The sequence below is a fragment of the Maledivibacter sp. genome (assembly GCA_025210375.1).
Classification (GTDB): Bacteria; Bacillota; Clostridia; order Peptostreptococcales; family Caminicellaceae; genus JAOASB01.
In genome coordinates, this window is record JAOASB010000052.1 from 386,896 (window position 1) to 400,755 (window position 13,860).

Annotated in this window: 12 protein-coding genes; 7 read left to right on the forward strand and 5 right to left on the reverse strand. The window is 34.2% G+C overall.

Annotated elements, in window-relative coordinates; translation table 11 throughout:
* Positions 1-25 precede the first annotated feature (25 nt).
* Positions 26-1,378, forward strand: coding sequence for an MATE family efflux transporter (locus N4A68_19385; protein ID MCT4566465.1), 1,353 nt, complete (start codon positions 26-28; stop codon positions 1,376-1,378).
* A gap of 50 nt (positions 1,379-1,428) precedes the next feature.
* On the opposite strand, the gene N4A68_19390 is transcribed toward N4A68_19385, so the two are convergent.
* The 4 genes from N4A68_19390 to N4A68_19405 all read right to left on the reverse strand — a co-directional run bounded on the left by N4A68_19390 (position 1,429) and on the right by N4A68_19405 (position 5,446).
* Entirely contained in the window at positions 1,429-2,565 is a 1,137-nt protein-coding gene (locus N4A68_19390; GenBank protein MCT4566466.1) for a metal ABC transporter permease, read from the reverse strand.
* A complete protein-coding gene (locus N4A68_19395) occupies positions 2,562-3,479 on the reverse strand; it encodes a metal ABC transporter permease (protein ID MCT4566467.1) in 918 nt (305 codons plus the stop codon). Before N4A68_19395 ends, N4A68_19390 begins: the two co-directional genes overlap by 4 nt.
* Before the next feature lie 87 nt (positions 3,480-3,566).
* Positions 3,567-4,292, reverse strand: coding sequence for an ABC transporter ATP-binding protein (locus tag N4A68_19400; GenBank protein ID MCT4566468.1), 726 nt, complete (start codon positions 4,290-4,292; stop codon positions 3,567-3,569).
* A gap of 194 nt (positions 4,293-4,486) precedes the next feature.
* Complete coding sequence (locus tag N4A68_19405; GenBank protein ID MCT4566469.1) at positions 4,487-5,446, reverse strand: zinc ABC transporter substrate-binding protein; 960 nt, start codon at positions 5,444-5,446, stop codon at positions 4,487-4,489.
* Between the two features lie 518 nt (positions 5,447-5,964).
* Here N4A68_19405 and N4A68_19410 point away from each other — a divergent pair.
* From N4A68_19410 to N4A68_19435, 6 genes are all read left to right on the forward strand, one after another.
* Positions 5,965-7,080: an ABC transporter substrate-binding protein gene (locus N4A68_19410; protein ID MCT4566470.1), complete on the forward strand. Its 1,116-nt coding sequence runs from the start codon at positions 5,965-5,967 to the stop codon at positions 7,078-7,080.
* Positions 7,081-7,087: 7 nt separating this feature from the next.
* The gene (locus N4A68_19415) at positions 7,088-8,098 is read left to right on the forward strand and encodes an iron ABC transporter permease (GenBank protein MCT4566471.1); all 1,011 of its coding nucleotides are present in this window, start codon (positions 7,088-7,090) and stop codon (positions 8,096-8,098) included.
* Positions 8,095-8,841: an ABC transporter ATP-binding protein gene (locus tag N4A68_19420; GenBank protein ID MCT4566472.1), complete on the forward strand. Its 747-nt coding sequence runs from the start codon at positions 8,095-8,097 to the stop codon at positions 8,839-8,841. Before N4A68_19415 ends, N4A68_19420 begins: the two co-directional genes overlap by 4 nt.
* A 260-nt stretch (positions 8,842-9,101) precedes the next feature.
* Positions 9,102-10,115: a methyltransferase gene (locus N4A68_19425; GenBank protein MCT4566473.1), complete on the forward strand. Its 1,014-nt coding sequence runs from the start codon at positions 9,102-9,104 to the stop codon at positions 10,113-10,115.
* A gap of 153 nt (positions 10,116-10,268) precedes the next feature.
* A complete protein-coding gene (locus tag N4A68_19430) occupies positions 10,269-10,595 on the forward strand; it encodes a MarR family transcriptional regulator (GenBank protein MCT4566474.1) in 327 nt (108 codons plus the stop codon).
* A gap of 343 nt (positions 10,596-10,938) precedes the next feature.
* A complete protein-coding gene (locus N4A68_19435; GenBank protein ID MCT4566475.1) occupies positions 10,939-12,393 on the forward strand; it encodes an aminoacyl-histidine dipeptidase in 1,455 nt (484 codons plus the stop codon).
* A gap of 167 nt (positions 12,394-12,560) precedes the next feature.
* On the opposite strand, the gene N4A68_19440 is transcribed toward N4A68_19435, so the two are convergent.
* Positions 12,561-13,730, reverse strand: coding sequence for a YibE/F family protein (locus N4A68_19440; GenBank protein MCT4566476.1), 1,170 nt, complete (start codon positions 13,728-13,730; stop codon positions 12,561-12,563).
* Positions 13,731-13,860 lie beyond the last annotated feature (130 nt).

A 13,860-nucleotide genomic window follows, 5' to 3' on the forward strand; every position in this document is an offset into this window, starting at 1 on the left:
TCTATTTGCGGATGGGGGTATTAAAATGAACGAAATGAGACAAGAATTGTTAGAAAAAAGTCCCTGGGATTTGATGATTAAGCTTTCTTTACCGGCTATAATAGGTATGCTAGTAATAGGTCTTTACTCCTTTGTGGATGCCATATTTGTAGGTCAGTTAGTTGGTGCAAATGCATTGGGAGCTATCTCAGTAGCCTATCCCTTTACTTTATTTAATTCTGGTATTGCCACACTAGTTGGGATTGGATCTGCGTCTATATTGTCAAGGGCAATAGGAAAAAAAGATAATGAAACCATAGACAAAATTATGGGTAATTTGTTGGTAATGGTTCTTATTTTATCAGTAATTGTTACACTTATAGGCACTATTTTTGCAGATAAACTTCTGCTAATTAGCGGTGCTGAAGGTGAAATGTTTGAGTTAGCTGTAAGATACCTTAAGATAATATTTTTAGGTTCATTCTTTGTCAATTTTGCCCAAAGTGCAAATATGATTATGCGTGGAGAGGGCTTGATGAAAAGAGCTATGGGTATAATGGCAGCTGGGGCAATACTCAATATAATATTAGATCCTATTTTCATTAAAGTATTTGGTTTAGGCATAGAGGGGGCGGCTATTGCAACAATTGTATCCCAGATAATTCAAGCCATAATTACCATGTATTATTTTATTAAAATAAGCGAAACAGTGAGATTTCATGGGATAAGAATATCTAAAGAATTAATACCAGAGATTCTTTCCATAGGAGTATCTGCTATGCTTATGCAAATAATGAGCTTTGTTCAGCAAACCGTATTATATAATGTTACCAGTCAATATGGGGGTAATGAACAAGTGATTTTGATGGGGGCATCCCTTAGGGTATTAATGTTTTCATTCATTCCCCTATGGGGAATGAGTCAAGGTCTGCAACCTATTATTGGTACTAACTACGGGGCTAAATTATATGACCGTGTGAAAAAAGTTGCCAATACCTTTATGGTTGGTTCAATAGTTATCTCACTACTTTTTTGGCTGCCAATTCAAATTATTCCGAAGCAGGTACTAGCTTTGTTCATTAAGGATATATCTATTGTTGAAAAGGGAGTAGGTTCATTTAGACTTATGTATAGTATTTTCCCTGTATTAGGCATCTTTATTATAAGTGTTACATTTTTCCAAGCATTGGGTAAAGGAAGTAAAGCAGGTATTTTAGTTATGCTTCGTCAAGTGGTTGTATTTATTCCTACGGTTATATTCCTTCCTAGACTTATGCACATGCTTGGGGTATGGATAAGTATTCCTATTACGGATGGTATAGTATTACTTGTAGCCATAAGCAATCTTTTGATGGAATATAGAAGGTTGGAAGATGATAGAAAGGAATTATTGATTTGATATAAGAAGAGGGGTGTCCTTTGAGACAGCCCCTTAGTTACATAATCATCTCAATTATCTACAGATATTCTATCTAAGATACTTTGATGATAGCTTGCTGCATACTCCTTACCTTTTTCGGTGATCTTTAATATCCCCTTATCTATAAAAGCATAGTTATCTTTTTCGGTGGAGTCAATTATTTTTTCTAAGAATGATACATTCCATGATAAATGATTATGAATACTTCTTATAGAGCATTCCTCTTCTTCTTCTTCAGAATTCTCATGATTAATGATATGGATCAGCAAGGCCAAACGTGAGAACTCCAATTTTTTATGGCGTTCCTGAAGCTTGGTTGCCACTAATCCCCTTTTAGGTGCAAAGATAAATGTGAGTATAAAAACAATTCCAATTACTGCAGCTATACAGCCAGCTATAGAACTGTCTATCCAAAGGGCAATGGTATATCCGATTATAGCGGATATGGAGCCAATAATTGCACTTAGACCGATCATTACCTTTAAGCTATCCGTGAGAAGATAAGCCGTTGCAGGAGAGCCTATTATTAAGGCAATAACTAGTATAGAGCCTACGGTGTCGAATGCACCTACACATGTGATAGAGACAATACTCATAAATGAATAATGAACAATTATGGGTGAAATTCCTAATACAGCTGCTAGGCCTTGATCAAAGGTAACAATTTTCAACTCTTTATAGAATAAAATAATATATGTTAGATTGATTATGAATATGGTTCCCATTATATAAAATGCCTTTGGACCAAAATCAATCCCACCTATCATAAGTCTATTAAATGGGGCAAAGGCAATTTCTCCTAGTAAAACAGCATGAACACCTATATGAACGTTTCTAGCATAATAGGATATCAACACTATGGCGATACTAAATAAAAATGGAAAGGTAAGACCTATTGAAGCATCTTCATTTATAAGCTTTATCTTATTTAGAAGTTCTGCTATAAAAACCGTTACAACTCCAATTAATGCAGCACCTATAATCAATAAAGGGTGGTTTACATCATGTACTATAAAGAAACCTAGAATTATTCCCAGTAGGATCGTATGACTAATAGCATCTGCCATCATTGACATTTGACGAAGTACTAAAAATGTTCCTGGTAAAGCGCAGGTAGCTGCAACTAATATAGCTATGAATAGGGTTTCAATTTGAATTGTACTCAATTTTCCCTTCCCCCTTTAACATCAATTGGAGTATCTGTTTTTAAAGGTTTTTTAATAATTTTCCATACTAATCCATTTTTAGGAGCTAATAGAATAGATATAAATGTAATAAGGGAAATCACTATTACGATCATAGGCCCCGTAGGAATGTTTCTAACAAGGGAGCTGATAACGGTACCTGTGACTCCCGATAAAGCACCAAAAATAGATGCAATAATCATCATAAGCCAAAGTCTATCCGTCCATTGTCTAGCTGCAATTGCTGGAGCAATGAGCATTACGCTCATCAATATAACACCTACTGTTTGTAGTCCTATGACTATAGCAATAACTATTGTTGTAGTCAGAAGTATATCAAGGATTTTTATTGAGAAACCCATAGTATTTCCGAATTCCTTGTCAAAGCAAAAAAGTTTGAATTCCTTCCAAAATATTATAACTATGAGGAGTGCAACAACTCCTAGTATAGTCATTATCTTTATATCCTTAATTAAAAGTGTTGAAGCTTGACCAAATATAAATTTATCTAAGCCTGCTTGATTTGAATTCGGTATTTTTTGTATATAGGTGATTATTATTAAACCTACACCAAAAAAGGAAGAAAGAGTAACACCTAAAGCACTGTCCAGTTTGATGCGTGTATTGTTTACACAAGCACGAATAAGTATGGCTGCTAACCATCCAGCGATTAATGCCCCAAGTAAAAGGGGCTCAGTTCGTTTTAATCCTGTAAGTAAAAAAACAAGACATATACCAGGGAATGCAGCATGGGATACTGCATCCCCTAAAAGGCTTTGTTTTCTTAGAACGGCATAGGTGCCTAAAGCACCGCTTATTATACTCAATATAGCTGAGCCTAATGCAACTATTCTTAATGTATAATCATTAGCAAAAAGCTCATATATTTCTATCATATTATCACCCAGATTCCTTTAACCTAGATTATTCATAGAGGGATCAAAAAGTAAAGGATATTTTATTTTTCCATGAATAATCTGGGTTTAATAGCGAACTTTATTTTTATTATAGGTCTTAAATATATTTTCCTTAGTGAATACTTCATTTATAGGACCTGTAGCAATAATACCTGTATTGAGCAAAGTAACCCAATCAAAATATTCAGGTACGGTTGCTAAATCATGGTGTACAACAACGACGGTTTTATTAAGACTTTTTAGGTTTTGTAAAACTTTAACTATTGATTTTTCAGTTTTGGCATCAATTCCTTGAAAGGGTTCATCCATAAAGTATATATCAGCGTCCTGTACCAAGGCTCTAGCTAGGAAAACTCTTTGCTGCTGCCCTCCAGAGAGTTGACTTATTTGTCTATGGATAAAGGAAAGCATTCCGACTTTATCAATAGCTTCTAAAGCGATTTCTTTATCCTTCTTAGTAGGACGTTTAAACCAACCAAGCCTACCATATCTTCCCATCATTACCGCATCAAGTACATCCGTGGGGAAGTCCCAATCAACACTTCCTCTTTGGGGGACGTATCCAATTCTCTTTTTTTGTTTTTTATATTGTCCTCCAAAAAAATGAATGTTCCCTGACATTGGTTTTATAAGCTGTAAGGCGGACTTGATTAATGTTGACTTACCGGCTCCATTTGGGCCAACAATAGCCATTAAAATCCCATTAGGGACTTCTAATTCGATATCCCATAAAACGGGGACTTGATTGTATGCCACTGTTAAGTCGTGGATTTCAAGAGCATTTTCATTCATAGCAACATCTCCCTAGTCTTAACCCAGATTATACATAGAAAATCTAAAACTCTGCTGCGTCCTTTTGTTTCTAAGGTATTCATTAGATTTTCGACGTATCCCCCTAGATGTCTTCAAATCTAATAAACACCTTAGAAATCAAAACTACTTGCATTTTTTCAAATATTCCATGAATAATCTGGCTTTACCCCATATTAATTAGACTTAATTGCATTTACTATGGTATCAACATTATGACGAACCATTTTTAAGTACGTGTCACCATCTGTACCTGGTTCACTCAACGAATCTGATAATAATTCTCCGCCTATTTCAACATCAAAGCCCAGGGCCTTGACAGCTGCTTGCAGAGCCTCAATATTTTTCTTAGGAACAGAGTTTTCTACGAACATGGCGCCTATCTTATGTTCAGCAATAAAATCAGCTAAATCCTTAATATCCTTTGTACCTGCTTCGGACTCAGTACTTATTCCTTGAACACCCCTTACATCAAACTCATACATTCTTCCAAAGTAGTTAAATGCATCATGGGCAGTTATTAATACCCTACTTTCCACAGGTAACTCTGAAATTTTACCTTCAACATAGGAAGCTAATGTATCTAGTTCCTTTAAATAAGCTTCTGCATTTGATTCGTAAAGGGATTTATTATTTGGGTCTAACTCTATAAAAGCATCCTTCACCACCCTAGTAGCACTTTTCCATATATGTATATCAAACCACATATGGGGGTCATAATTTCCTCCGAATTCAACTGTTTCAATAAAGGAAATACCCTCAAAATCCTTCATGCTGTCTGCTAAAGAGACCGTTGGTATGCCCCGGCTTTTCATCTGCTTAAATAATTCACCCATTTGGCCTTCAAAATGTAGACCATTATAAACAATTAAATCTGATTTTTGCATGATTTCAGCATCGCCAGCGGTTGGCTTATACAAGTGGGGGTCTATCCCCGGCCCCATAATGCCTGTAATGACAATATTATCGTTTCCATTAGCTATTACCTTTGCCAAATCCGTAATCATAGTACTGGTTGTTATAACCTTCATAGTTTGTGGTGTGTTGTCAGATGGAGATATATCTTGGGAACACCCAGATATAAAAGTGAAAACTAACAAGCAAAGTGTTAAAAGTAAAACCATTTTTTTATTCATTTACTGAACCTCCTTTTTTAATTAAAAATTAAATACAAGACTATTGATAATGAAATTCATTATCAATAAAATTATAATATGGAAAATTTTGAAAGTCAATAGTTTTAATAAAAATAATTATTTTGAGCAAATTGCATAATTACTTTTTATAAAAACAATCTACTATAGATATTCCCAAGTAAGAGTTATGCAATTTTCTCATTTTATGAATAATGAAGTTTATTATCAATAAAATTTATGTCGTTTGCTTTTCCTATATGCATACAAAACTAGGAAAGAGATTGAAACAAGATACCATACAACAGTGGTAAAGTAGGATATATATTGCTTGTTGAAGAAAAATAGTATGTTTCTATTGAAGAATAATTTTTTCAAAGAAGCTTTTATTTTAAATGAAAGCTTCTTTAAATAACGCTTTACACTATAAAGTATTTATGTTAAAATCTTCAATGAGAATATTTCTCATTTTTTTTATAATACAATGTATGCCTAGCATACAAAAAGGGGGATATATATAAGTGAAAAAGAGTATAATAATTTTTTTAGTTATGTTAATTACAGTTGGGATTTATGGCTGTGGAACAGGGGAGAACAATTCAAAGCATGATGTTCTAGCTCCAGACGTTGAAGAAAAAGTGTTATCCCATGAAGGGCAAAGAGAAATAGTGGACTTAGGTGGTAATGTTGTTAAATTGCCATCGGCTGAAAAATTGAATCGTGTTGTTATTATTTCACCACCAATTGCATCAATTCAATATGGTGTACTTAAGGATACAAGTAATATAGTTGCTACCCATCCACTTACATTCAAAAATGCTAATCCCCAGATCATAAAAAAGATATTTAAGAATTTTGATGGGATTGATACTAGCTTTATAAAGGGATTTAGTATAAGCACAGAATCTGTTTTAAATCTCAAGCCCGATATAATTTTCTATTATGGACAGCAGCAAAAAAAAGGTTTAGAGAGCTTAAATATTCCTATGGTAGATTTCATGAAGCCTAAGGATAGAGATCCCGTGGCAATCACTACTGAATGGGAAAGATTGATTAGGGATATTTATCAAGTTGAAGACGGAAAAACAATAAAAGAGGAGTGGGAAAAGATAGACAAGGAATTGAGTACTTCTTTGGAAAAAATAGGTGAAGGTAAATTGAAGGGATTAATGATATTTAACAATAATAGCAACAAGATAGTTGTTAGTGGTAATAATACATATGGAGATTATTGGTTAGAAATGAGTGGATTAGTTAATGTGGCAGATAATATCATTGGAGAGAAAGAAGTTAGTATGGAACAAATTTATCAGTTCAATCCAGATATAATCTATGTATTTATGGGAGAACCTGCCATGAATTATTTAAAGGATATCAATGGACAGGATTGGTCTAAGGTTAATGCTGTTAAAGAAAATAGGATATATGATGTTCCAGAAGGCATATTTTCATGGGGAGCCCCTAATGCTGATTCGCCTTTAATGATACACTGGATGATGGCAAAAAATTATCCGTCGTATTTCAACGGAGATAAATTAATTAATATCATTAAGGAGTATTATGATAATCATTACAATATAACTTTAACCGATGAAATGCTTGATTCTATTGTTGAGCCAAACAAAGAAAGAGAGTAATTACAGTATGAGGGACAAGAGACTTAAGAGATATTACATGATTCTTAGCTTCATATTGATAATACTTATGGTTACTTCTTTAGGAGTTGGTAAGTTTGAGATTTCAAAACGAGATTTGTTAGGGATATTAAGGAATGCTTTGTCCAATACACTTTCTATGGATGATATCGAAACATTTGTTGTTTTTTCTGTAAGACTTCCTCGGATTCTCATGGCACTACTCGTTGGTAGTGGACTTGCTGTGGCAGGAGTGGGTATGCAGGCTATCTTTAAGAATCCCTTAGTTAGTCCCAGAATCCTAGGGGTATCAGCTGGAGCCAGCTTTGGTGTTGCACTTGGTATTTTAATTAATAACAACATTGTTTTCATACAGCTTATGGCTTTCCTGTGGGGGATTGTTGCTGTATTACTCACCTATACAATTGGGAAAAGTAATAAATCATCTTCCGTTATTATGCTGGTTTTGGCAGGTATAATTGTGAGTGCAGTTTTTACATCATTACTATCATTGCTACAGTATAGTGCCGATGTAGATACGGAATTGCCATCCATTATTTATTGGCTTATGGGAAGCTTATCTGGAGTGGAGATGAGGGATGTAAAAGCAGCTTTTTTGCCTATTGTATTTTGTACTGGCTTGTTGTTTATGATGAGATGGAAGCTTAACATGCTATCATTATCCGATGAAGAAGCTGAGGCCCTTGGACTTAATGTTAAGCTTTATAGAATATTGGTTATTTTATCCTCCACTATTATCTCGGCTACAGCTGTATCAATGTGTGGAATGATTGGATGGGTAGGGCTTATCACACCCCATATTGGAAGAATGATTGTGGGTACTGATAATGAAAAATTAATTCCTATTTCCATTATTATTGGAGGAATTTATTTGTTGTTAATAGATGATCTTTGTAGATTGATGTATAGTTCTGAGATACCATTATCTGTATTAACTGCTTTGATTGGGGCACCGGTTTTTGGATTGCTTTTAAAAAAGACAGGAGGAAACTGGACATGATTTTCGAGGTTGAAAATGGACATTTTTATTACAATGACATACCTGTTTTAAAGGATATAAACTTCCTAATAAAAAAAGGTGAGTTAATGACAATACTTGGGCCAAATGGAGTGGGAAAAACTACCTTAGTCAAGTGTATGCTTGGCTTTTTAGAATGGACCAAAGGGGATACCTTGATAGATGGATGTACTATAAAAGACTATTCTAGAAGTCAGCTGTGGAAGAGGATAGGATATGTACCTCAAATGAAAACCCTACCATTTTCCTATACAGTGGAATCATTAGTACTTATGGGACGGAATCCTTATATTAATTTTTTTTCAAGACCTAGGGAAGAGGATTATTATCATGTAAATAGGATATTAAAGGCTTTTGGTCTTGAACATTTGAAAAAGAAACGAATAAATAAATTAAGCGGTGGGGAAATACAAATGATCTTGATAGCAAGAGCATTAGTTTCAGAACCCGAGATGCTGATTCTTGATGAACCAGAGTTGAATTTAGACTTAGCAAATCAAGTAAGAATTTTTGATGTATTGATACAGCTTGTTAGGGCTAAAGGAATTGGTTGCATTGTTAATACGCATCACCCTATGAATGCTGTAAGATATGGACAAAAATCTCTACTATTAATGAAGAATTTTAAATATATTTATGGAGATGTTGATAATGTTCTAAATAAGAAAAATTTATCCACAACCTTTGAACTTTCAATGGATTGGTTTGATTTTAAAATTAGTTAAATATAGGCAACTCTTAGTGTTAGATTAAGATACTACGTGGATGTCGAGAAGTCACATATGTTTTTTTCAGTTCCTCCTATAAACCAGTTTATCATCTAAATAGAGAGAGGATAAAACTGCTTTATAAAGGGAACTTCCATAAAATATATGTGTCTTCTCTGGCAAACTGTCTTTGGTTTAAGATACAATATCTTCAGCGTTAATGAAATATTATGACTTAACTTGATACTAGGGGTGTTTATCTATAGGAGGCGATTATTATGTTGAATGAAAAAGACTGCAGTCCAAAGTGCTTTTATAAAATGGTTCACAATTATAAGGAGGCTCAATTATTATTTGCTGCAATAGAGCTGGATATATTTACTTACTTAGAAGAATTTAAGGATTACAAAGCGGTGGCTTTAGAAACAGGTTACAATGGAAGGAATCTAAAATTTTTTCTAAATAGCCTAGTGGCAATTGGTTTAATAGAAAAAAAAGGCAATAGTTATAAAAATACTTCCATGGTGGATTGTTATTTAAATAGAGAAAGAGAATTATATTTAGGTGAATATATTGTATTTAGAGAAAAAATGACACAGCTTTCAAATGTAGTAGAGCGTGTTAAAAATGGGCCTCTTCAGCAGGTAGTCAAAAATAATAAAGGTGTTGAGGTTTACGATTTTTATAAGTTAGCAAAGCTGTCAATTAAAGAGATGTATACAGGAAGAGTCCAGTCATTATTAGAGATTTCAAAATCCTTATTTACTAAGGATAAAGCTTTGAGGATATTGGATTTAGGTGGAGGTTCCGGCACTTTAGCCATAGAGTTTATCAAGAATTATCCTAATTCTAATGGTGTGATCTTCGAGCATCCCTTGGTTTCCAAACTACCTAAGGAATTGGTTAAAGAAATGGATCTTGAGGATCGTATAAAAGTTTTAACAGGGGATTTTACCATTGATGATATAGGAGGGGATTATGATTTTATAATAGCTTCCGGGGTATTGGATTTTGCTAAGGATAGTTTATTACATATGGTGGAGAAGCTATATGACGCTTTAAATACTTCCGGATATCTTTATCTTGTTTCCCATGATGTTAATGAAGAGCGTACTGCACCAAAGCAATTTATAGTAGGATGGTTATCTAGTCATTTAGATGGTTTAGATATTCTCCTTGATAAAAATACCATTACAAATGCTTTGGAGGCAGCCGGTTTTGTAGAAATGGAAGGGGAAAAGATAGGAAGTATCATGGATGATTTACAGGGAAAGATTTATATGAAAGGTTGAAAATCTTATTAGATTTAATATAATTATTATATGAATAATAAAACTCGTGAAATAATGGGAGATTTTTTAAAATTAATTGAGGTAGTGTACAATGGGAAAAGAAAGATTTTAGATTTTGGAGATGACATGGTCTTTTACAGGGGTGAAATTCATATGATCAAAGTAATTGGAGATCATTCAGGAATTTATATATCTGAGATGGCTAGACACTTTAACATTACCCGTGCAGTTGTATCAAAGACCATAATTAAGCTAGAAAGGAATGGTTTTGTACGTAAAGAGGAAGACCCATCTGATAGGAAGCGGGTATGTTTATATCTTACTGATAAAGGGAAGAAAGCCTATGACGCTCATAATACCTTTCATCTTGTGAATGATAAAAATATATATGAATTTTTAGATGGCTTAGAGGACTATAGTCTCGATATAGTGAAGGCTTTTATGGTAAAAGCCAATGAGATGGTAGAGAATCACTTTTAGTGAATAGAAATGAGGGGTATACCCTCATTTTGCAATATAATATAGGTATTGGTATTTACAAGAATTGGTATTGGTATTACAATAGACTTAGGCATATTCAAAGGATAAGCTAGTCACCTCAGTAGTCCCTTTGATTCTTTTCGGCCATGCTCAATCGCTTGCATACAGTAGGTATTATTGTGACTGAGTGCCTAGAAAATAATCAAAATCACTTCATAATCTGACTCGTTTATTTTCTTCATATGCCCTATTAGGACTATCGGTACTTCCCATAGTTATTTTCTTAAAGTATAAAGAGTTTACTCACTTAAGCTTTAATTTAAAAATAAAGGAGGCATATAAAATGGAAGAAGTATTAAGGGGATTGCAGCCGGAAGCTGTTTTTAAGCATTTTGAGGCTTTGACCCGTATACCTAGAGGGTCAGGAAATGAAAAGGAAGTTAGTGATTTTCTAGAAAAGTTTGGTAAAAACCTTGGATTTGAGGTAACCCAGGAAGAGTGTTTAAATGTTATCATTAATAAACCTGCCTCTGTGGGCTATGAAGATGCTCCTAGGGTTATTCTCCAAGGACATATGGATATAGTATGTGCAAAGAAAGAGGATATAGAGTTTGATTTTGTTAAGGATGCCATTAAGTTAGTATTAGATGGGGATATGATTCGTACAGAAGGAACTACACTTGGGGCCGATAATGGAATAGCGGTTGCAATGACTATGGCAATTTTAGAGGCTAAGGATTTACCCCATCCACCATTGACTGCATTGTTTACTGTTGAAGAAGAAACGGGAATGGATGGAGTTTTAAACCTCAAACCAGGAAATATTGCAGGGGATATTTTAATTAATATAGATTCAGAAGAAGAGGGAACAGTCCTATCTTCTTGTGCTGGAGGAGTAAGAAATGTAGTTTCACTACCTATACAATGGGAGGATGCAGACCCGAGCAAGAGTGCCTATAAAATTTCTATAACAGGATTATTAGGCGGACATTCTGGAATGGAAATTAATAAAAACAGGGCAAATGCAATTAAATTATTGGGAAGAATGTTAGATTCAATAAATTCAAATATAAGTATTGATATTGCTAAGGTCACTGGTGGAGAAAAAATGAATGCTATCGCGAAGATGGCTGACGTAATTATTATAACGGATAAAGAAAATGAAGAAAAATTGGAAAAGCTTGTAATGGATAACCAAAGTATATTTTCAAATGAATTCAAGGGTTCCGATCCAGAAATAACACTTTATATGTACAAAGGAGAAAAGCCCCATAAAGTATTTAGTGAAAATACAAAACAATCCTTAATAAGTATTTTAAGACTTATTCCAAATGGAGTTCAAACAATGAGTGCGGATATTAAGGGATTGGTAGAGAGTTCTAATAATGTTGGTGTACTTTTAACCGAAGAGAAGGATGTGGTATTTAGTAGTGCCATTCGCAGCTCTGTAAATACGTTGAAGAGAGAAATCAGTAATAGAATACAGTTTATATGTGACCTAACAAATGCCCATATGAAATTAGTAGCCGGTTATCCCGAGTGGGAATATAAGGTGGATTCACCTATACGGGATTTGATGAAAGAGGTTTATGAGGATATGTATGGTAAGGAGCTTAAGGTTGATGCTATCCATGCAGGATTAGAATGTGGATTTTTAAAGGAAAAAGTGGGTGATATCGATATGATATCTATTGGGCCTAATATCTACGATGTCCATACGCCAAATGAGCATATAAGTATATCATCTACAAAACGTGTTTTTGAATTTTTATGTGAAGTATTGAAACGACTTAAATAATCCTTTCTAAATAGGATTAAGGTACATTCAAAAAATAAACAAGTCATCTTACTGATTCTTTTAGTAACCTGACTTGTTTATTTTTTCATATGCCTAAAAACCTTTATTGTATAAATGAATGGAAGGTTTCATTTATTTTAGGAGGTAATATTCTGCATCTAAAGCTTTCAATATTGTCTACCTATTGTAGCACCGATTAAAGCCGTGAGGGGTATGGCACAAATCAATCCTATGCTTCCAGCCATCGCCCTAATTATCTCAGATGCAATTAGGTCTAGATTTATTATTTCCAGTGGAGTCATATTAAATGCCATAAACAAGAGCATTAAATGAATGGAACCCCCTGCATATGCAAGAATTAATGTATTAGACATAGAGCCCATTATATCCCTACCAATATTCATACCCGAACGAATTAAATCCTTGGTTGTTATTTTAGGCTGTATTTCTTCAATCTCCCACAGGGCAGAAGCCACTGACATTGTTACATCCATGACAGCTCCTAGGGCTCCGATAAGGATGCCTGCGAATAAAAGTCCTTGAAAATCTATTTGCTGGTTTTGTGGAATATAAGCTAGCAATTGAGCATCTTCATTGCCGAGACCCGTTAAATTGGAAGCAGTCCCCACTGACAATGCCAAAAGACCTGCAATTATTACCCCGCCTATTGTTCCTAAAAAAGCTGTCAGAGTTTTTTTGTTTTTCCCACTTATTACTAGAAGTGTCACTCCAACTGTTATAATGCAAACTAATAAAGAAATGAATATAGGATTTAGTCCCTTTAATATCAATGGAAGCAGTACAAATACAATCATAAATGCTGTAAAAATAAGGGTCAAAGCCGACTTTAATCCCTTTATTCCACCAATAAGTATAAGCAGCAATATAAACAATCCAATAATAAAATATAAATTATTCTCCCTTGATCTTTCATAAACCCTCAAATTTACTACATTTTCTTTTTCATCTTCGGTTAGGTGTAGAAGAATGCCATCATTTTTCTTGAATATAAGTTTATATGGAGTAATCATTTCTATAGTATTTCTTACTGTATACATTTCATTCTTATGTTTTCCAGTTAGTATCTTGACCTTGAGATGCTGATATCTTATATCCGATATAAGGGGGACATCGGGTTTGTCGATTGCTGTATCGTCAAAGGGGATATCTATAACCTTTGCTTTGACTGTTATATAATCAGGTCTTTTCATCTGCTCTTCATAATATTCCTTAAGACCTTCATCTTTTTTGGAGTCGGCAAAGCATAGATCAGCCATAGCCAGTCCTACAAATAAATAGCAAAATACTAACAAAATGGATATTCTTAACTTATTCACTATGTTAGCTCCTTTCCATCCCCAAGACTTATTGGTCGTTGAGTTTTTCAATTTCCTATGGATACTCTGGGTTTAACCTGTGGTTTATAATAAAAACGGGGTTGCCTAAGGGAGATTCCCTTGAGACAAC

Coding starts and splice junctions, on each gene's coding strand:
- N4A68_19400 (MCT4566468.1), bottom strand. CDS start 4,292: ATGAATGAAAATGCTCTTGAAATCCACGACTTAACAGTGGCATACAAT.
- N4A68_19425 (MCT4566473.1), top strand. CDS start 9,102: ATGTTGAATGAAAAAGACTGCAGTCCAAAGTGCTTTTATAAAATGGTT.
- N4A68_19385 (MCT4566465.1), top strand. CDS start 26: ATGAACGAAATGAGACAAGAATTGTTAGAAAAAAGTCCCTGGGATTTG.
- N4A68_19435 (MCT4566475.1), top strand. CDS start 10,939: ATGGAAGAAGTATTAAGGGGATTGCAGCCGGAAGCTGTTTTTAAGCAT.
- N4A68_19420 (MCT4566472.1), top strand. CDS start 8,095: ATGATTTTCGAGGTTGAAAATGGACATTTTTATTACAATGACATACCT.
- N4A68_19395 (MCT4566467.1), bottom strand. CDS start 3,479: ATGATAGAAATATATGAGCTTTTTGCTAATGATTATACATTAAGAATA.
- N4A68_19405 (MCT4566469.1), bottom strand. CDS start 5,446: ATGAATAAAAAAATGGTTTTACTTTTAACACTTTGCTTGTTAGTTTTC.
- N4A68_19415 (MCT4566471.1), top strand. CDS start 7,088: ATGAGGGACAAGAGACTTAAGAGATATTACATGATTCTTAGCTTCATA.
- N4A68_19430 (MCT4566474.1), top strand. CDS start 10,269: ATGATCAAAGTAATTGGAGATCATTCAGGAATTTATATATCTGAGATG.